Source organism: Roseovarius halotolerans (genome assembly GCF_900172255.1).
Lineage (GTDB): Bacteria > Pseudomonadota > Alphaproteobacteria > Rhodobacterales > Rhodobacteraceae > Roseovarius > Roseovarius halotolerans.
Genome location: NZ_FWFU01000005.1, coordinates 86,903 through 106,858, shown reverse-complemented (window position 1 = coordinate 106,858; position 19,956 = coordinate 86,903). Strand labels below are relative to the sequence as shown.

Sequence of the window (19,956 nt, the reverse complement as noted above, 5' to 3'; positions counted from 1 at the left end):
CTTCGGGAGGCAGGGGCCGGAGGTTCGAATCCTCTCACTCCGACCAATTAATCAAGGCGCCCCAGGGCGCCTTTTTTGTTTCAATACAGGTGCTTGCGGGTCATCGGCGCTGACGGATCGGTGGCGACAGCGGTGATGTATCCGCCGGATCTCAAGCGCTCCTGGGGGGAAGCCCGAGAATCCGCCGCGCATCTGCAGGTGTCGCGACCGGGCGATCATGCTTGTGGCAAAGCTCAACCGTGCGTCTGACCAGCGCGGCATTCGAGGGCGCAAGCGTCTCCCGGTCCAGCCGGATGTTGTCCTCGAGCCCGGTTCTGCAATGTCCGCCCGTCTCGATGCACCACTCGTTGAGCGTGATCTGATGCCGTCCGATCCCGGCAGCGCACCATTCGGCGTCCGGCGTGAGGCGGCGGACGGTCTTGACGTAGAAGTCGAAAACCTCCCGGTCCACGGGCATCGCGTTCTTCACGCCCATCACGAACTGAATATATAGCGAACCCGGTATCCTGCCGTCGCGGTTCATGGCGGCCGCCTGAAAGATATGCCCCAGATCGAAGGCCTCGACCTCGGGCTTCACATCATACTTGCGCATTTCGGACGCCAGCCAGTCGATGAGTTCCGGGGCATTCTCATAGATCCTGTTGGGAAAATTGTTGGACCCGGTCGTGAGCGACGCCATTTCCGGCCGGAGCGGCAGCATCCCTCCGCGTTCCTTGCCAGTGCCGGTGCGCCCGCCGGTCGAGAACTGGATGATGATGTCGGGACAGTGCGTGTCGAGCGCCTCTTTGAGGCGCGCAAACCGTTCGGGATCGGTTGTCGGGCTCTCGTCGTCATTGCGGACATGGCAGTGGGCGATGGATGCGCCGGCCTCGTAGGCTTCCTGCACGGATTCGACCTGTTCCGACACGGTGATCGGCACGGCTGGATTGTCTTTCTTCCTGGGCACGGAGCCGGTGATGGCCACGCAGATGATGCAGGGTTTTGCCACGGCGATTTACTCCTGTTTGGTATCGATATCGGGGTGTGTTGCCCGGAAGATATCGGCGTCACGCCATTTGCGGCTCAGGGCGCCGAGTGCCGGGTAGCGGTCCATTTCAAGATGATCCGCGAGGGCGATTTCCAGGAAGTCATGCATGACGACCGTGGAAATGACCGTTTGGGGCAGATCGTCGCCTTCGGGGCGGTGCGAGAAATGCGCATCGAGCCAAGCCAGCCCCGAGCGCACCTGCCCCAGGTTATGATCGACCCAGGGTTGGTGGATCTTGTCCTCGGGGCGCATCACCATTTCGTAGCGGGCGGCAGCGGCCTTGTCCATGACACCGAGGCAGACCGCCAGAATGCGCAGATCCGCCCTGCGATCCGGTTCTTGAGGAGGCAGCAAAGCGCGCTTTGGCCCTGCGACCTGGTCGAGGTGGTCCAGGATGGCGCTGCTTTCGAACAGCACTTCGCCGTCGTCGAGGATGAGCGCGGGAATCCGGCCGACCGGGTTGACCTTGCGCACGTCCTCGAGATTGTGCCACGCGGTCAGCGGCCTGCGCTCGAACGGCATTCCCAGGACATTCAGGCTGACCGCTACGCGGCGGGTGTACGGGGAAAGGTATCGACCAATCAGGATCATGGGGGTCTCCCTTTTTCTGACGCGTATTCAATGGCTGTCCCAAGCATGTCCGCGTCCAGAGGCCGCTTGGCGATGCCGGTCATGAGGCTGTTGCGGTTTGCAATCGCGACCGCATGAAACAGGCCGCGAGGCCGACAGCCAGGCTTCCGAACAGGGCAATATCAAGCGCGACAGGCCGGCCGTGCTGGGTGAGGGTGACGTATCCGATGGCGACAACGAACAGGAAATAGCCCCGCCCGACCCATCTTAGCTTCATGAAGCAGAACCCGAATGCGGCGATGGCGCAGGCAAACTGCGTCGCGAGGACCTCGAGGATCGGCATGATGACCAGGAAATCGACATTCGGGAAATCCAGCAGCGGTTTGTTGAAGACGACCGCGAAGGGAATGATGAATGTCGTGCTGGCGATCTGGAGCGACCGAACAACCGTGGACCAGAAGGACGCGCGCGCCAGTTTCGCCGCTGCAAGAACCGATACGGCCACCGGCGGCGACAAGGTGGAGAACACAGCGAAATAGAACACGAAGAAATGGGCGCGCAGCAGGTCGACGCCCACCTCCTGAAGGAAAGGCACCACAGCGAGCGACGCCACCACATAGGCGATGGGCGTCGGAAGCCCCATGCCCAGCACAAGCGACAGCATCATCGCTCCGATCAGGAGAAGGATCTCGCTGTCGGGCAGCATGGTCGCCAGCAATGTCGCCAGGCGGCCGGACAGGTTGGTGCTGGTCATGACCTGTCCCAAGGGGCCTATCGCAAGGATGAGGAGCGACAACAGCGTGGTCAGAACCAGGCCTTCGCGAAGAGATGACACGAGATCGGCGGCGGAGGGGCGGTAGCGGCCCTGAAGAAGCGAGAGGCCCAGGGCAACGGCAATGCCCGCCAAAGCGGCATATCCCGCGGACCGGAAGCCCAGCAGAAGCCAGATCACGACAACGAAGGACACGAGGAAGGTGGGCGCCATCCGCCAGATCAGCTGATGATCCACGGGTTCATCGAGTTTCGGCAGGCCCCGGTAGAGCGCGTAGTTTCCCACCGCAAAAGCGACACCCGTGAGATAGAGCAGGCCCGGAATCAGTGCCGCAAGTGCGACCTGAACGTATGGAAGCCCGAGGAATGCCGCGATCAGGAAGCCGCCGAGGCCCAGGATGGGGGGAAGGATCTGACCCGCCGAGGATGCGGATGCCTCGATGGCGCCGGACATGGCTGCGCCGAACTTGTGGCGCTTCATCATGGGGATCGTGAAACGACCGCTCAAAACGACATTGGACACGGCCTGCCCCATGACGGCACCGATCGAGCCGCTCGCGATGATCGCCGGCAGCGCCGCACCGCCGCGCACTCTTCGTCCTGCGGCTTTGCCGAGTTCGATCGTCAGGCGGAGCATGCCTGCCCCTAGCAGGGTCGTTCCGAACAGGACAAGCAGGTAGATCTGGTCTGCGGCCACCCCGGAGAACTGGAAGAACCCCTGGTTCGTGTTCAGGGAGACGTAGTTCATGATGAAGGCGTCCGAGTATCCCGGATGCTTCAGAAGCGTAATCGGAATATGCTGGCCGAAGAAGAAATAGAGGATCGAACCGGCGCAAAGGCTGGCCAGCAGCAACCCCCAGTGAAACCAGGTGAGATAGATGATCCCGATCATTGTCAGGAAACCAGAGATGACCGTCACCTGATCGAAGAACGGGGCATTGAGGACGATCCAGTCCAGATACCATCGCAGGTATGCGAGTCCCGCCAGGCCGCAGAACAGGGCGAGAATGACGCCAACTTTCTGAAGGGCCGGGGCGCGCCTGGGGCTGTCGCCCTCCTCCGAGAGCTGCGTCGGGTTGCCGAGTTCGCTCAGCGCCAGCAGGCCACTCATCGCGACGATGCCGATCGCGAAGTTCACGTAGAATTCCGGCCCATGCGACACGAGGCCGAAGACGGAGACAGCGAGGTATCCCACGAGGCTCAACCCCACGAACCATACCGCGAATTCAACTAGGCGGCCGGATACGGACATTTTGGACATGGCTACAACCTGGTGAGACATCGATCGGTCCTATCTTCGAGACATCGTTGAAGCGGCAGAAGGCGTTCACGCCTCCTGCCTTCGCGGATTGCGGACAAGTGTTCAGTTATCGGGGTATTTGACCGGCGAGAAATCCGCTGCCCGCTCCCAGATGCCGAGCTCCTTGTAGGCCTTGATGGCGCCGGGATGTGCTGTTTCCTCGGAGAGACCGTCGATCATGGTGGCCTCCGACCAGAACTTCCAGAAGCCGGTGCCGGTATCACGCAGGGCCGGGCCATGCTTGTGCACCGCCATGACGAGCTTGTAGGCCTTGTCGTCAGGGAACTCGGGGTGAACCGCTTGATAGGCGCGGTTCACGCCAGCGAGGAAATCTTCCTTCTGACCGGGCATGCTGCCCGCCGGGACGTTGACCTTGATCAGCGTCATCCCGAACTCTTCGTTGACCGCATCGATCGCCTCCTCGGTCACGCCGAGATACGTGATCGCCTTGCCGGACGCCTCGATCTTGCTGGCAAGATCGTTGGTCCACCACAGATCGTTGTCGGCGTTGGTCAGAAGCGCCACAAGCGCCGCGTCGGTGGTGCCGTCGATAAGCTCCTGCGTCATCACGGGCGGCGTCACGTTGCGGATGTCGGTATTCTCATCCGTGATCCCGTATCCATGTTCCAGCAGAAGAGACGCAGCCATGCCCCAGTCGCTCTGGGTGGGCAGGCCAAGCGAGATGCGTTTTCCCTTCAGGTCCTCGATGGATTTGATCGAGGGATCAAGCGTGATGAAGAACTTCCCCTGGGCGACACCGCCGATACCGAACAGCAGCTTGAACTTGATCGGCACCGCCTGCGGCATGAACTTTTCAAGCCCTTCCCTGCCGCCCTGGAAAGCGGCCTGGATCACCGTGTCTTCAGTGCCGAAGACCGTTGTCTTCCAGCGCGCCTCTTCGGCCATGGCCCGGACATTATACATGAAGCCCGGGGTCTCCTGTGCGGCCGGCAGGATGTCGGACTCGTCTCGAGCCATCCGGGCCGCCAACACCGTGTTGGTCTGCACCACGCCGCAGCCAAGAGGACATGCCAGCATGGGGATGACCTCTTCGGAAGCGGCCATCGAGCCGGTCACGACACCCGCCGCGATCGTCGCGGCCGATACGAGGGACCGAATATTCCAAAATCTACCTTGTTTCATTTTATCCTCCCTTATTATGAATTTTCGCGCCCATGTTCTTCCGGGTGCTGTTGTCGGTCGCTTTGGTTTTTGCTCCACCTCCTCCGTTGGCGTTACTTGAGTGTCCGGCCGCCATCGACGTAGATGGTCTGCCCGGTAATGAAGCGCCCGGCGGGCGACATCAGGAGAAGAGCGCTTCCCAGAAGGTCGCCCGGCTCTCCGAAGCGCCCCATCGGGATCTGAGCGAGTGCGTATGCCCTGGTTTCAGGGTCAGCCAGCAAGGTGGTCTCGGTCATCGGAGTCCTGATCACCGCGGGGCCGATCGCATTGACGGTGATGCCCTTGCGGGCCCATTCCATCGCGAGAATCCGCACGAGCTGCGCCAGTGCTGCCTTGCTGGGCGAATAGGCCGCGTAGGTCTCGTTCACGACGCGGCTCGACACCGACGCCAGGTGGACGATCTGGCCGCCACCGTCCTGCGCCATCATGACCCGCGCCGCGCATCGGGAAAGGTAGAAGGCGCCGGTCACGTTGACGGCCATCGTCTGGACGAAGTCCTCAGACGACATCTCGACCGCGGGCGCGAACCGTGCGATGCCGGCACTGTTGAGAAGTGAATCCAGGCGACCGGCGCGTGACCGGATCAGTTGGAAAACATCCTCGACGCTCTGTTCGTCGGTCACGTCGAGGGACGTGGAGAAATGCCCGCTCCCCTCGAGTTGCGAAACGGCCTCTGCGGCCTCTTCGGTCAAGCTGTCGGCCAGCACGATGCGCGCGCCGCGTTGTGCCAGGCCTTTGGCAAGCTCGAGTCCCAGCCCGCGCGCACCTCCGGCGACGAGAACGACACGGTCCGAAACATCGAAGATGGGATCGGTCATGACCTAGGCGCTCGCGGCTCGACCCATCGGATCGTTTGGCTTGTGGTGCAGCATGGCGCGCGCATAGTCGATATCCGCGACCTCGCGCCCGAGTTCGTTGATGATCCGCCCGGCGCGTTCAACCAGTTGCCGGTTGCTTTCGGCAAGCTCGCCCCTGGCATAGAAAACCGTATCCTCGAAGCCGGTTCTCATGTTGCCGCCCATCGCGACGGCCATCGTCGTGAGCGGCAGTTGCGAGCGCCCGACCGATACGATCTGCCAGTTCGAGTTTTCGGGGATCGCCTCGAGCATCGTGAGCAGGTATTTCGGTTCGGCCGCCACGCCGCCATTGATGCCCAGGACGAAACTGAAATGCATCGGGTCGGTCAGGATGCCTTCGTCGCGAAGCTGCATCATGTTCAGGATATGGCTGACGTCATACACTTCGAGCTCGTTGATGATCCCGCGCTCGCGACAGCCGGTGATGAACTCTCGATTCCAGGCCTTGGAATTGTCGAACAGGAACTCAGCGTCCTTGTGCTGAAAGTGGAACGTGCCCGCGTTGACGGTCAGCATGTCCGGCGCCGGATCAAGGTCCAGCAGCGCCATCCGCTCGGCCTGCGTGAAGCCGGTCCAGCGGCCATCCCCCTCGCGCCGGATGCCGATTCCGTTTCCGACCTGGGTGATCATGTCGGGGCACCTTTCCTTGATGCCCGCGATCACCTCGCCGTAGATCACCGGGTCGCAGGAGGTGCGCCCTTCCTTGTCGCGCACATGGATATGGGCGATCGTCGCGCCCGCCTCGTAGCATTCGGCGAAGGCGTCAATGATGTCTTCGGGCTGTTCGGGAAGGGCAGCGTTCGCTTCCTTCCCATGCAATCCGCCGGTGGGTGCGACCGTCAGCACCACCTTGTCGGTTGATTGAAGTCTCGGTTTCATGCGCTTCCTCCCATATCCCCGTTCCCACCAGGATCGCGTGCCGTTCCCGTTCCCTGATGGCTCTCCCTAGTCTGGCGCGACACTGAAAAGGACCTGGCCGAACTCGACCAGCTGACCATTTTCGGCACCGATGCTCTTGATCGTTCCCGCAGTTTCGGCGTGGACCGTCGTGAACAGTTTCATGACCTCGATCATGCAAAGCGGGTCACCCTTCTGAATGCGCGAACCAACCTCGACGAAGGGGGGCTCATCGGGTGAGGGGGCAACGTAGAAGGTTCCGACCATCGGCGCGCGGACCAGCTCGCCGCCCGCGTCCGCAGAAGGCGCCGAAGCCGCAGGCGTCTCTGCGCTTGCCGGTGCCGCCGTGCTGGCCGGTGCCGGTTGCGCGCTCTCTGCCGCTGCCGGGGATGCCGCCGCCGTCGAAGCGACCGAACCCCCGCTGCCATGCCGCCGCACGACCAGTTTGACGCCTTCCGTCTCCAACACGACCTCGTCGCATGATGACGAGTCGATCAGGCTCAGAATTTCGCCTACTTCCCGATACTTGAGCATGGACCTCCCCTTATTCTTCTTCCATGAGCCAGGTTGCCGATATCTCTTCCGCCGCCTCCAGCAGCGATGGGACGTGCTCGACCGCCAAGGAGATCGGCATCCGCGCCTGTGGAGCGGACACCGCGATGGCGGCACAGACCTTGCCGCGTGAATCGCGCACCGGGACCGCCGCACAGACGACCCCGGCCAAGAATTCCTGATTGTCGATCGAATAGCCGGATGCGCGGATCTCGGCGAAATGCTCTTCCAGCCGCTCAGGATCCGTCATGGTGTTGTCGGTGTAGCCATGCAGATCCGACAGCGCCAACAGGTGTTCCCGACGCCGCTTGGGCTGATGAGCGAGAAGCATCTTGCCCATCGACGTGCAATGCAGCGGCACCCGGGAGCCGACGCTGAAGCGCAGGCCGAACGGCCAGGATGACTCGACACGATCCGCATAGAGAAGCGCCCCGCCGGAGATGAGCCCGAAATTGCAGGTTTCCCCGGTCACTTTCGAGAGCCGCTCGAGAACGGCGCGCTTGGACCCGTGCCGGACCGATGCCTGCACCACGTTCAGGGCAAAGCTGAATAGGCGGGGGCCGGGAACATACCCGCGCCCGCCCGGCTCGTGCACAAGCAGCCCGTCCATGTCCAGTTGATGCACGATCCTGTGCACCGTCGGCTTGGGCATGTCGAGCAAGACCGCCAGTTCCGAAGTGGTGAGCGGGCGGTCCGAGGAGCCGACGCACTCCATCACCGCGAATGTCTTTTGGGCAATACTGGTCCGGTCGCCTGCCGGGCTGCTGATGATGTCGGGGGCTGTCACGAAGTTGGTCTCCAGATGTCGAATCGAACTACAAAATACCAAACAATGAAATTTTTTGTTTTACAATATGAAATTTCGATTGCCATTGATCTTATTTCTGGCAGGTTAAGTGACATCGAAATCTGATCACTCGGGATTGATGTGAAGAAAGTTCTGATCGCAAACAGAGGCGAAATCGCGCTGCGCGCCGTGCGTGCCTGCAACGCGCTCGGCCTTGAATCGGTGGCCGTCTATTCCGCCCCCGACGCGGCCTCTCCGCATGTGTGGGCGGCCACTCATTCCGCATGCATAGGACCGGCGCCAAGCGCGCAAAGCTACCTGAATGCGGATGCGCTGTTGCATGTCGCGCTTTCTCATGGATGCGACGCTGTTTATCCGGGCTATGGTTTCCTGGCGGAGAATGCCGATTTCGCGGAACGCTGCGAAAAGGAAGGGCTGGTGTTTATCGGCCCTGACGCCGAGACAATTCGCCTGATGGGCGACAAGGCGGCCGCCAGGAAGACCGCCAAGAAACACGGTGTGCCCGTTGTTCCGGGTTCCGAGGGGGCCGTCAGCAGCGCCGATGCCAGCGCTGCGGATATCGAGAGCATCGGATTTCCGATACTCATCAAGGCGAGCGCAGGCGGCGGCGGCCGAGGTATGCGGATCGCGCAGACCCCCGAGGAGTTCCCAGGCCTTTTCGACCAGGCCAGCCGCGAGGCGGAACAGGCCTTTGGCGACCCGTCAGTCTATCTCGAGCGTCTGATATCGAAGGTCCGCCATATCGAGGTGCAGGTTTTCGGCGATGGGAAAGGCAATGCCGTTCATGTCGGTGAACGCGACTGCACCGTGCAGCGGCGCCACCAGAAACTGCTTGAGGAAGCCCCGTCTCCGGTTCTGACCGGGGAAGAGCGCGCGGAGCTTCACGCCAGTGCGGTGCGGCTTGCCGAAGGTGTGAAATATCGCGGCGCGGGCACCGTCGAGTTCATTTTCGACCCCCGAACGCGCGAGTTTTTCTTTATCGAGATGAACACCCGCATTCAGGTGGAACACCCCGTCACGGAGATGCTGGCCGGTGCGGATCTGATCGCGGAACAGTTTCGGATTGCGCGCGGTGAAGGCATCTCGGTTGAACCGCCGCAAAGCGGGGCAGGACACGCCATCGAGTTCCGGATCAACGCCGAGTCATTCGAGAACGATTTTCGCCCTTCCCCGGGCCGCATCCGGCAATGGGAACCGCCGCGCGGCCCAGGTGTGCGCATCGACGGGTTCGTCACATCAGGAAGCACGGTGCTGCCCTATTATGACTCGATGGTTGCGAAACTGATCGTTCATGGCGCTGATCGCGCGCAGGCTCTGGAGCGCGCGCGCGCAGCCTTGTCGACCTTCAGGGTCGAGGGCATCGAGACGACCCTCGGCCTGCATCGCCACATCGTCTGCAACCCGGATTTCATCGAAAGCGACATCCACACCAAGTGGGTCGAAGAACGCTTCCTGCCGCAACTTCACGGGAGAGACCAATGAACCGCTCCATCCGTCTTGTGGACGTAACGCTGCGCGATGCCCATCAATGTCTGTGGGCGACGCGCATGACGACGGGCATGATGCAGGACATCGCCCCTCGACTCGATCGTGCCGGTTTTGAGGCGATCGACCTTGTCGGCGGCGCGGTTTTCGATGTGTGTGTGCGCTACCTGCACGAGGACCCGTGGGAACGTATGCGGATCCTCAACAGCTGGGTGACCGAAACCCCGCTGATCATTCACACGCGCGGTCAAAGCCTGTTCACCTTCGAGTTCTTCCCCGACGATATCGTCGAACTGGCCGCCGAGCGTTTTGCCGCGAACGGTATGCGGTATCACACGCCGTATGACGCGCTCAACGACATGCGCAACCTGGAGATCCCCATTCGTGCCGCCAAGAAGCACGGCATTCATGTCGTGGGCGGCGTGGTCTTCACCTACAGCCCGGTCCATACCGACGACTATTACGTCAAGAAAGCCAAGGAGCTGATCGCGCTTGGCGTCGACGGGATCTTCCTGAAGGATGCCAGCGGCCTGCTGCGGCCCGAGCGCGTGGCGACACTTGTTCCCGCGCTCAAGAAAGTCATGGGCAAGATGCCATTGCAGATCCATACGCACTGCAATTCGGGGCTGGCACCCTATGTCGTTCTTCAGGCCGTCGAACATGGCGTGGACGTTGTGCATACGGCGACTTCGACGCTGGCGAATGGCGTTAGCCACAGCCCGACAGAAACGGTTGCCCGGAACCTGCGCCGCCGGGGTTTCGATGTTGAGATCGATCTCGGACCAATCGAGGAAGCCGCCGAGCGCCTGGCCTTCATCGCCGCGGCCGAAGACAAGCCTGTGGGCGAGGTGAAGGAATATGATGAATTCCATTTCTGCCATCAGTGTCCGGGTGGCATGGTGTCGAATCTTGCCTACCAGCTTGAAACGATGGGCCTTGATGGAAGGCTGAACGAGATTCTCGAAGAGGCATGGCATGTTCGCGAAGATCTTGGGTATCCGATCATCGTCAGTCCCTTCGCGCAATATATAGTCACTCAGGCGATCCTGAACGTGATGGGGCGCGATCAAGGCAGGGAGCGATATGACTCGGTTCCCGATGAAGTGCGGCTCTATGTGCGAGGCGGTTACGGTGAGATCGCGGGAAACATCGATGAAAACCTCTATGACAAGATCACCCGCGGGGCCGAGCCCATCACCGAGCGTCCGGGCGCACGCCTTGCGCCCGCAATCAAACGGCTGCGTGATAGCCGCGGACCGTTCGACAGTGATGATGATCTGCTGCTGGCCGCATTCTACGGCGAGCGCGAATACGGCGCCCTGAAACAGGCGGGCCCGATCGATACGAATTACCCGCTGGGAGAGACGCCCCTGCTGACCCTGATCAAGGGCATTGCGGCCAAGCCGGACATTTCGGGGTTTCACTACATCGAGAAAGCCGTTCGGTGACACGGCATTCCTGTTGCGCGCCGCTGACAGGAATGGTCCCGTCGATGCCGTTTCGGGCGGACCCGGCTGCGCCCTGCGGGTTCATCCGCCGTTAACCGGTTTTGGCGGAATGCATTGACCGCAAAGGGATTTCGTGGCTCAATCATTGCGGGTATTTTCGGGTTTAAGCAATGTTCATGATTGCAGGGTTGCTGGGTTTGATGGCGGTTGGGGCGACGGCCTTTTTCGGATTCGACTTCGGTCCGGAAGATGATCAGGATGCCTCGCTGTGGCCGCCGGAAACCGTGCATGCGGGCGGTCAGAAAACCGATCTTCTCGATTCCATTCCGGACGAGGCGGGGGACGAAGCGGAACCTGCTTCAGGCGATGAATCCGAAGGCGATGGCGCAGGCGAAGCCACGGACGATATCGCAGCCGCCTTGGCCGAAGAGCCGGGCGATGCGACCGGGGGCGAGGACCTTGCCGTGCTGCAGCCCGGCGCGCAGCCGGGCGAGATTGCCTGGGGCGATGATACTGACGATACGCTGGCGGGTGGCGAGGGCGACGACCAGATCAACGGCTATGGCGGCGACGACCTTGTCGAGGGCGGGTCGGGCGATGACCAGCTATACGGACAGGACGGGCAGGATACGGTTCTGGGCGGCGAGGGCGACGACCTGCTGCATGGCGAGGCGGGCGATGACGCGCTGGCCGGAGAGGGCGGCCAAGATGCGCTTTATGGTCATGGCGGTCAGGACACGATGTCGGGCGGCACGGATGACGACACGCTGCATGGCGGCGAGGACGATGATCTGCTCATGGGCGATGAGGGGAAGGATGCGCTGCATGGCGGGTTGGACGATGACACGCTGATCGGCGGATTGGGGCAGGATACGCTGTTCGGCGGGCCGGGCAGTGATGCGATCATCGGCGTAAGCGAGGGATTCGGAGCCCCGGATTTCGAGGATCTGGACGGGCGCGACTATCTCAATGGCGGCGATGACGACGATACGATCCTGATCGGCAAGGACGATATCGCCACCGGCGGCGCGGGTGCCGACAGTTTCGTGCTGGGTGACTGGATCACGCAGGAACATCAGGCCGAGATCACGGATTTCTCAGCCGCCGAAGACGCGCTGATGGTGATCTATGACGACAGCACCGATCCCGATCCCGAGCTGGCCATCGAACCCGACGAAGGGGATGCCGATGTGCAGCACCTCGTGCTGAACGGCGAGCGGATCGCGCTGCTGACCGGCGCGGCGGGGCTGAGCCTGAACGACATCACGCTGATCCCCGAAAGCGCGCTGCCCCACGCGCCGGTGATCTGACGACGGGTCCGGTTCCGGCTGCGGGTCCGCATCGGGACAGGGCGGCGATTGCCCCTTTCCTTTCCGGCCGATTTCTTCTATACGCGCCCATCCCCTGCCCTGAGCGGGGGATTTCTCCATAGGACCCTGCTGGACGACATCCCGGCTTGTGCCCTCGACCCTCTGACCAGAAGGAGACCCCGATGTCGATTACTGCTGAAGAAAAAGACCGCGTCATGAAGGAATATGCGACCAAGGAAGGCGACACCGGTTCGCCCGAGGTTCAGGTCGCCATTCTGACCACGCGGATTTCCACACTGACCGAGCATTTCAAGACCCACAAGAAGGACAACCACGGTCGTCGTGGCCTTCTGAAGATGGTCGCCCAGCGCCGCAAGCTGCTGGACTACCTCAAGGGCAAGGACGAGGGCCGTTACCAGGACCTCATCAAGCGCCTCGGCATCCGCCGCTGACGATTTCGGTCCTCACAGGACTGCCAGCGCCCGCTCTCGACAGAGCGGGCGTTTTGCGTTTGCGCGGGCCGCTGGCGGTGCGGATTGAGCGGCTTCGGTCCGATTCGCGGGGGCGGCTGTGATCGTTGCTTTCAAAATCGGCCAAACTCCTGTAATGCGCGCCCATCTGTGACGTGATGCCTTTGACCCCGGGCGCATGGGAATGGATTGGGGTCGGCGGCAATGGGGCCGCCATTGTAACGGGGGGCCGGGATACGCCCGGACATCCCCCAACTAGGAAAACACGATGTTCAAAGAAGTGAAAAAATCGATGCAGTGGGGGGAAGAGACCCTCACACTTGAAACGGGCAAGGTGGCCCGTCAGGCGGATGGCTCTGTCATCGCCACGCTTGGGGAAACCTCGGTCATGGCCAACGTGACCTTTGCAAAGGAACCCAAGCCCGGTCAGGATTTCTTTCCGCTGACCGTCCATTACCAGGAAAAATACTATGCCGCGGGCAAGGTGCCCGGCGGCTTCTTCAAGCGCGAGGCCCGTCCGACCGAAAAGGAAACGCTGACCGCGCGCCTGATCGACCGTCCGATCCGCCCGCTGTTCGTGAGCGGCTTCAAGCACGAAGTGCTGGTGATGTGCACCGTGCTGTCGCATGACCTTGTCAACGATCCCGACATGGTGGCGATGATCGCCGCGTCGGCTGCGCTGACCATTTCGGGCGCGCCCTTCATGGGGCCGATTGCGGGTTGCCGCGTGGGTTACGAGGATGGCGAATACATCCTGAACCCCGATGTCGAAGACATGCACGACCTGCGCAACAACCCCGATCAGCGTCTCGACCTTGTGGTTGCCGGCACGAAAGATGCCGTGATGATGGTCGAATCCGAAGCCTACGAGCTGACCGAAGACGAAATGCTGGGCGCCGTGAATTTCGCGCATGAGCAGATCCAGCCGGTGATCGACCTGATCATCGACCTGGCTGAAGATGCGGCCAAGGAGCCTTTCAACTTCACCCCGCCGGATTATTCCGAGCTCTACGACGCCGTGAAGGCCGCGGGCGAAGACAAGGTGCGCGCTGCCTATGCGATCACCGACAAGCAGGAACGCACCACCGCCGTCGCCGCCGCCAAGCAGGCGATCAAGGATTCGCTGAGCGAAGAGCAGCTTGAGGATGCCAATCTTGGCGCCGCGCTCAAGAAGCTGGAAGCCAGCGTTCTGCGCGGCGATGTGGTCAAGACCGGCAAGCGGATCGACGGGCGCGCGCTCGATACGGTGCGCGATATCCGTTCGGAAACCGGCTTCCTGCCGCGCACGCATGGTTCGGCGCTGTTCACACGCGGCGAAACCCAGGCGCTGGTCGTGACCACGCTGGGCACCGGCGATGACGAACAGATCATCGACGCGCTGCACGGGAACTTCCGTTCGAACTTCCTGCTGCACTACAACTTCCCGCCCTATTCGGTCGGTGAAGCGGGTCGCGTTGGCCCTCCGGGCCGCCGCGAGATCGGCCACGGCAAGCTGGCATGGCGCGCGCTTCAGGCGGTTCTGCCTGCGCCCACCGATTTCCCCTACACGATCCGCGTCGTGTCCGAGATCACCGAATCCAACGGCTCCTCGTCGATGGCGTCGGTCTGTGGCGGTTCGCTGTCGATGATGGATGCGGGCGTGCCGCTCAAGGCGCCGGTTGCCGGTGTGGCGATGGGCCTGATCCTGGAAGAGGATGGTGAATACGCCGTTCTGACCGACATTCTCGGCGACGAGGATCACCTTGGCGACATGGACTTCAAGGTGGCTGGCACCGAGAATGGCATCACCTCGCTGCAGATGGACATCAAGGTCGCGGGCATCACCCCCGAGATCATGAAGAAAGCCCTGGCCCAGGCCAAGGACGGCCGGATGCATATCCTTGGCGAGATGTCCAAGGCGCTGAGCGAAGCGGGCGATTTCTCGATCCACGCGCCGCGCATCGAGACGATGACCATCCCCACCGACAAGATCCGTGAAGTGATCGGTTCGGGCGGCAAGGTCATCCGCGAGATCGTGGAAGTGTCGGGTGCCAAGGTCGATATCAACGACGAGGGCATCATCAAGATCGCGTCGCCCAACAACGAGGCGATCCAGAAGGCCTATGAGATGATCCATTCGATCGTCGCCGAGCCCGAAGAAGGTGCCATCTACAAGGGCAAGGTCGTGAAGATCGTCGATTTCGGCGCCTTCGTGAACTTCTTCGGCAAGCGGGACGGTCTGGTGCATGTCAGCCAGATCGAAAACCGCCGCCTGAACCATCCCTCGGATGTGTTGCAGGAAGGTCAGGAAGTCTGGGTCAAGCTGCTGGGCTTTGACGATCGCGGCAAGGTGCGCCTGTCGATGAAGATGATCGACCAGGAGACCGGCGAAGAGGTCAAGAAAGAGGAAGGCGCAGAGGGCTGAGCCTTCTGCCGATTCCGCGACTAGAGCGAAGGCCCCGTGCGAATGCCGGGGCCTTCGTTGTTTTCGGCCTAATCGCGGCGTTTTGTCGCAGCGGATTTATGCCGATGGTAGGGATTTCCTTACGGGACAGAACCCGGTTTTTTCCCCATGATCGTAGGCGGAAGCGCGCATATTGTGAGTAATGTAACGATTGATTTGTTAACAGGTTCCGCCTGCGCCATCACTCACGGAGAATGCGCGACGGTTCGGCCCCGGCGGGTGTCCCTGCCGGGGCCTATTTGTGCGCATCCTCGAGAATCATGTCAGCGGCTTTTTCAGCGATCATGATGGTCGGGGAATTGGTGTTGCCGCTGACGATGGTCGGCATCACGCTGGCATCCACCACCCTCAGCCCGTCGACCCCCCGCAGCCGCAGCCGCGGGTCCAGTGGCGCGCTGTCATTCGCGCCCATATGGACCGTGCCGACCGGGTGAAAGATGGTCGTGCCGATATCGCCCGCGGCATGGGCCAGTTCGGCGTCGTCCTGCGCGGCGATGCCGGGTTTAACCTCTTGCGGGGCATAGCGGCGCATCGGGGCCTCATCCATGATGCGCCGGGCCAGCCGGATCGCGTTGGCGGCCACCTGCCGGTCGCCATCGGTCGAGAGGTAGTTCAGTGCGATTTCGGGCGCCGCGGCGGGATCGGGCGAGGTGATGCGGATATGTCCCCGGCTTTCGGGGCGCAGGTTGCACACGCTGGCGGTCATGCCGGAAAAATCATGCAGTGGTTCGCCGAAGGCATCGAGCGAGAGCGGCTGCACATGGAATTCCAGGTCGGGTGTCGCAAGGTCGGCGCGCGATTTCGCGAACGCGCCCAGCTGGCTGGGGGCCATCGACATCGGGCCGCTTCGTTTGATCATGTATTCCAGCCCGATCATCGCCTTGCCCCAAAGCGTCGCGGACAGCGTGTTGAGCGTCTTGGCCCCGGTCAGGCGCCAAGAGCAGCGCAGTTGCAGGTGATCCTGAAGGTTGCCGCCGATCGCGGGCATGTCGCGCAGCGTTTCGATGCCGTGCGATTGCAACAGATCGCCCGGCCCGATCCCCGAGAGCTGGAGGATCTGGGGACTGCCGATCGCCCCGGCGCAAAGGATCACCTCGGCGCGCGCGCGGGCGGTCTTGCGGCTGCCGTGCTGGTCGTACTCCACGCCCACCACGCGGCCCTCTTCCAGCAGCAGGCGCCGCGTATGCGCTTGCGTCTCGACCGACAGGTTCTCGCCCGAGGCGGCGCCCAGAAAGGCGCGCGCGGTGTTGAGCCGCCAGCCCTTGCGCTGATTGACCTTGAAATAGCCGACGCCCTCGTTGTCGCCGGTGTTGAAATCATCGCTCGCGGGCAGCCCGGCGGCTATTGCGGCGGCTTTCCAGTCGTCCAGGACATCCCAATGCAGACGCTGGTTATCGACCCGCCATTCGCCGCCCGCGCCGTGCATGTCCGACGCGCCATCGACGTAATCCTCTGAGCGTTTGAAATAGGGCAGCACATCGTCCCAGCCCCAGCCGGTATTGCCCATCTGCCGCCAGCCGTCATAATCCGCGGCCTGACCGCGCAGATAAAGCATTCCGTTGATCGAACTGCACCCGCCCAGAACCTTGCCGCGCGGATAGACCAGCGAGCGCCCGTTCAGACCGTCCTCGGGAACGGTGCGGAAACACCAGTCGGTGCGCGGGTTGCCGATGCAGTAGAGATACCCCATCGGAATTCGGATCCAGTGATAATTGTCGCGTCCGCCGGCCTCGAGCAGAAGCACCTTGTGACCCTTGCCGCTGAGGCGGTTGGCCAGAACGCAACCGGCGCTTCCCGCGCCCACGATGACATAATCCCATTTCATGGCGGAACGATTGACGATCGGGGCGGGAATGGCAAGATGCCGCGTCAGACCGGCAATGCCGTGGTGCTGAACACCGTGCGCAGCGCGAAGCTCGATTGCATCTTGGCGACGCTGGGCAGGCGCGTGAGGTATTGGCGGTGGATGCGGGCGAAATCCTCGGTGCTTTCGGCGACGACCTTGAGGATGTAATCGGCCGCCCCCGCCGTCAGGTGGCATTCCAGCACATCCGGAATTCGCGCAACGGCCTTTTCAAAGGCTTCCAGCACCTCGTCGGCTTGCGTGGCCAATGTGATCTCGACAAAGATGGTGGCCGAGACGCCCAGCTTGCGGGCATCGAGAAGCGCCACGTAGTCGCGAATATAGCCTTCGGCCTCGAGCCGCTGCACCCGGCGGTGACACGCACTGGCGGAAAGGTTCACATGCTCGGCGAGATCCGCATTCGAGATGCGGCCACGCCGCTGAAGCAGCTCGAGCAAGCGACGATCCATCGCGTCGAGGGCCATATGTGCAATACCTTTCACATTCGGGTCGATTATTGCGAAGGATATTCACAAAAACCCTGTTTTGGCGAGGGAAATTTCAAAGCAATTGCGCGGCGGGTGCGGCATGCTCCGCGCATCATCATGGGAGGGATTCGCACATGAAAATCGGTTGCCCGACAGAAATCAAGCCGCAGGAATTTCGCGTTGGCATGACGCCCAACGCCGCGCAGGAGGCCGTGGGTCATGGCCATGAGGTTTTCATCCAGGCTGGTGCCGGCAAAGGCGCGGGCTTTGAGGATGACGCCTATGTCGCCGCTGGCGCGCGCATCATCGACACCGCCGAAGAGATCTTCGCCACCTGCGACATGATCGTGAAGGTGAAGGAGCCCCAGGCCGTCGAGCGCAAGATGCTGCGCGAGGAGCAGCTGCTGTTCACCTACCTGCACCTTGCCCCCGATCCCGCCCAGACCAAGGATTTGCTGGCATCCGGTTGCACCGCGATCGCCTATGAGACCGTGACCGACCGCAATGGCGGGTTGCCGCTGCTGGCGCCGATGTCCGAGGTTGCGGGCCGCCTGGCGCCGCAGGTCGGCGCATACACGCTGCAAAAGGCCAATGGCGGGCGCGGTGTGCTGATGGGCGGCGTGCCCGGTGTCGGCCCGGCCAAGGTGGTCGTGATCGGCGGCGGCGTGGTGGGTACCCATGCGGCGCGCATCGCTGCGGGCATGGGCGCGAATGTCACCGTTCTGGACCGCTCGCTGCCGCGCCTGCGCTATCTTGACGACGTGTTCGGCGATACCTTCAACACCGGCTATTCATCCGCCGGCCTTCTGGCCGAGCACCTGACCGAGGCCGACATGGTGATCGGGGCGGTCCTGATCCCCGGCGCCGAGGCGCCCAAGCTGGTGCGCCGCGATCAGTTCCCGTCGATGAAGCCCGGCGCGGTGCTGGTGGACGTGGCCATCGACCAGGGTGGCTGTTTCGAGACATCCAAGGCGACAACCCATGCCGATCCGATCTACGAGGTCGACGGGATCATGCATTACTGCGTCGCCAACATGCCGGGCGCCGTGGCGCGCACTTCGACCATCGCGCTGGGCAATGCCACCATGCCCTTCATGCTGGCGCTGGCCGACAAGGGCTGGAAACAGGCCTGTGCGGACGATCCGCACCTGCTGAACGGCCTCAATGTCCATGCCGGGCAGCTGACCTATTACGCGGTCGGCAAGGCGCTGGGCATCGACGTGATCTCGCCCGAGAAGATCATCAAGAGCTGACATCGCAACCTTTGAACAGCGATGCGGGCCGCCCTTTGCCGGGGCGGCCCGTTTTCGTTCAGGTGGCGAAATGGCTTGAGGCATGGCCACCGCCCCGCTAGATCATCCCGCAAAGGAGCGCAGACCATGAGCCTCAATACTTTCGGACATCTGTTTCGTGTCACCACCTGGGGCGAAAGCCACGGGCCTGCTCTGGGCGCGACGGTCGATGGCTGCCCGCCGGGGATCGCGATTGACGAGGCGTTCCTTCAGCAATGGCTCGACAAGCGCCGGCCGGGGCTGAACAAGAACACCACTCAGCGGGATGAACCCGACGCGGTGCGTATCCTGTCGGGCGTGTTCGAGGGGCAGACCACCGGCACGCCGATCCAGCTGATGATCGAGAACACCGACCAGCGCTCGCGCGATTACGGCGAGATTTCCCAGACCTTCCGCCCCGGCCATGCCGACATCACCTATCACCTGAAATACGGGCTGCGCGATTATCGCGGCGGCGGGCGCAGCTCGGCGCGCGAAACGGCGGCGCGGGTGGCCGCCGGTGGCGTGGCCCGCGCGGCGCTTGACGCGCTGGTGCCGGGGATCGCGATCAAGGGCTACATGACGCGCATGGGTGACATGGCAATCGACCGCGAGCGGTTCGACTGGAACGCGATCGACGGGAATGATTTCTGGATTCCCGATGCCGAGGCCGCACCCGAATGGGAGGCCTATCTGAAGAAGCTGCGCAAGAACAAGAACTCGGTCGGGGCCGAGGTCGAGGTGGTCGCGCGTGGCTTGCCGGCGGGGCTGGGCGCACCGGTCTATGGCAAGCTTGATACCGACCTCGCCGCGGCGATGATGTCGATCAACGCCGTGAAGGGCGTCGAGATCGGCGAGGGCATGGCCGCCGCGCGTCTGACCGGGACGCAGAACGCCGACGAGATCTTTATGGGCGAACACGGCCCGGAATTTTCATCGAACCATGCAGGTGGCATCCTTGGCGGGATATCCACCGGGCAGGACGTGGTGGTACGCTTCGCCGTCAAGCCGACCTCGTCGATCATGACTCCGCGCCGCTCGATCCGCATGGATGGCAGCCCGACCGAGGTGGTTACCAAGGGGCGGCATGACCCTTGCGTGGGTATCCGCGCCGTGCCGGTGGGCGAAGCGATGATGGCCTGCGTGGTGCTGGATCACCTGCTGCTGCATCGCGGCCAGGTGGGCGAAGGTCCGCGCGGCAGGATCGGCTGAGACGCTGATTCGTTTCGCGTAC

The 19,956-nt window shown here is 62.4% G+C and carries 17 protein-coding genes; 7 read left to right on the top strand and 10 right to left on the bottom strand.

The window, feature by feature from the left end; all coding sequences use genetic code 11:
* Nucleotides 1–151 precede the first annotated feature (151 nt).
* The 8 genes from ROH8110_RS17985 to ROH8110_RS17950 all read right to left on the bottom strand — a co-directional run bounded on the left by ROH8110_RS17985 (nt 152) and on the right by ROH8110_RS17950 (nt 7,943).
* Entirely contained in the window at nt 152–988 is an 837-nt protein-coding gene (locus ROH8110_RS17985; protein WP_085819172.1) for a 3-oxoadipate:acetyl-CoA acetyltransferase, read from the bottom strand.
* A 6-nt stretch (nt 989–994) separates the two neighbouring features.
* Nucleotides 995–1,618, bottom strand: coding sequence for a glutathione S-transferase family protein (locus ROH8110_RS17980; protein ID WP_085819171.1), 624 nt, complete (start codon nt 1,616–1,618; stop codon nt 995–997).
* Between the two features lie 79 nt (nt 1,619–1,697).
* Entirely contained in the window at nt 1,698–3,629 is a 1,932-nt protein-coding gene (locus ROH8110_RS17975; protein WP_170156476.1) for a TRAP transporter permease, read from the bottom strand.
* A gap of 102 nt (nt 3,630–3,731) precedes the next feature.
* The gene (locus ROH8110_RS17970; RefSeq protein ID WP_085819169.1) at nt 3,732–4,811 is read right to left on the bottom strand and encodes a TAXI family TRAP transporter solute-binding subunit; all 1,080 of its coding nucleotides are present in this window, start codon (nt 4,809–4,811) and stop codon (nt 3,732–3,734) included.
* Nucleotides 4,812–4,903: 92 nt separating this feature from the next.
* Nucleotides 4,904–5,668 (bottom strand): SDR family NAD(P)-dependent oxidoreductase, encoded by a 765-nt coding sequence (locus ROH8110_RS17965; RefSeq protein WP_085819168.1) that lies wholly within the window; start codon nt 5,666–5,668, stop codon nt 4,904–4,906.
* Between the two features lie 3 nt (nt 5,669–5,671).
* Complete coding sequence (locus tag ROH8110_RS17960) at nt 5,672–6,586, bottom strand: beta-keto acid cleavage family enzyme (RefSeq protein WP_085819167.1); 915 nt, start codon at nt 6,584–6,586, stop codon at nt 5,672–5,674.
* Nucleotides 6,587–6,652: 66 nt separating this feature from the next.
* A complete protein-coding gene (gene accB, locus ROH8110_RS17955; protein ID WP_085819166.1) occupies nt 6,653–7,138 on the bottom strand; it encodes an acetyl-CoA carboxylase biotin carboxyl carrier protein in 486 nt (161 codons plus the stop codon).
* A 10-nt stretch (nt 7,139–7,148) separates the two neighbouring features.
* Nucleotides 7,149–7,943, bottom strand: coding sequence for an IclR family transcriptional regulator (locus ROH8110_RS17950; protein ID WP_085819165.1), 795 nt, complete (start codon nt 7,941–7,943; stop codon nt 7,149–7,151).
* Nucleotides 7,944–8,084: 141 nt separating this feature from the next.
* On the opposite strand from ROH8110_RS17950, the gene ROH8110_RS17945 reads away from it, so the two are divergent.
* The 5 genes from ROH8110_RS17945 to pnp all read left to right on the top strand — a co-directional run bounded on the left by ROH8110_RS17945 (nt 8,085) and on the right by pnp (nt 15,081).
* Nucleotides 8,085–9,446 carry an acetyl-CoA carboxylase biotin carboxylase subunit gene (locus ROH8110_RS17945; RefSeq protein WP_211330772.1) on the top strand — a complete coding sequence of 454 codons (1,362 nt, stop codon included), beginning with the start codon at nt 8,085–8,087 and terminating at the stop codon, nt 9,444–9,446.
* Nucleotides 9,443–10,897: a pyruvate carboxylase subunit B gene (locus tag ROH8110_RS17940; RefSeq protein WP_085819163.1), complete on the top strand. Its 1,455-nt coding sequence runs from the start codon at nt 9,443–9,445 to the stop codon at nt 10,895–10,897. Before ROH8110_RS17945 ends, ROH8110_RS17940 begins: the two co-directional genes overlap by 4 nt.
* Before the next feature lie 170 nt (nt 10,898–11,067).
* Nucleotides 11,068–12,207: a calcium-binding protein gene (locus ROH8110_RS18990; RefSeq protein ID WP_085819162.1), complete on the top strand. Its 1,140-nt coding sequence runs from the start codon at nt 11,068–11,070 to the stop codon at nt 12,205–12,207.
* Between the two features lie 182 nt (nt 12,208–12,389).
* The gene (rpsO, locus tag ROH8110_RS17930) at nt 12,390–12,659 is read left to right on the top strand and encodes a 30S ribosomal protein S15 (RefSeq protein ID WP_085819161.1); all 270 of its coding nucleotides are present in this window, start codon (nt 12,390–12,392) and stop codon (nt 12,657–12,659) included.
* A gap of 286 nt (nt 12,660–12,945) precedes the next feature.
* The gene (pnp, locus tag ROH8110_RS17925) at nt 12,946–15,081 is read left to right on the top strand and encodes a polyribonucleotide nucleotidyltransferase (RefSeq protein WP_085819160.1); all 2,136 of its coding nucleotides are present in this window, start codon (nt 12,946–12,948) and stop codon (nt 15,079–15,081) included.
* Between the two features lie 274 nt (nt 15,082–15,355).
* Here the strand turns inward: pnp and ROH8110_RS17920 are convergent, their stop codons facing one another.
* On the bottom strand, nt 15,356–16,945 hold the full coding sequence (locus ROH8110_RS17920; RefSeq protein ID WP_085819159.1) for a GMC family oxidoreductase: 1,590 nt from the start codon (nt 16,943–16,945) through the stop codon (nt 15,356–15,358).
* A gap of 44 nt (nt 16,946–16,989) precedes the next feature.
* Nucleotides 16,990–17,448: an Lrp/AsnC family transcriptional regulator gene (locus tag ROH8110_RS17915; RefSeq protein WP_085819158.1), complete on the bottom strand. Its 459-nt coding sequence runs from the start codon at nt 17,446–17,448 to the stop codon at nt 16,990–16,992.
* Nucleotides 17,449–17,585: 137 nt separating this feature from the next.
* On the opposite strand from ROH8110_RS17915, the gene ald reads away from it, so the two are divergent.
* On the top strand, nt 17,586–18,704 hold the full coding sequence (gene ald / locus ROH8110_RS17910; RefSeq protein WP_085819157.1) for an alanine dehydrogenase: 1,119 nt from the start codon (nt 17,586–17,588) through the stop codon (nt 18,702–18,704).
* Nucleotides 18,705–18,830: 126 nt separating this feature from the next.
* Nucleotides 18,831–19,934 (top strand): chorismate synthase, encoded by a 1,104-nt coding sequence (aroC, locus tag ROH8110_RS17905; protein ID WP_085819156.1) that lies wholly within the window; start codon nt 18,831–18,833, stop codon nt 19,932–19,934.
* The last annotated feature ends 22 nt before the right edge of the window (nt 19,935–19,956 follow it).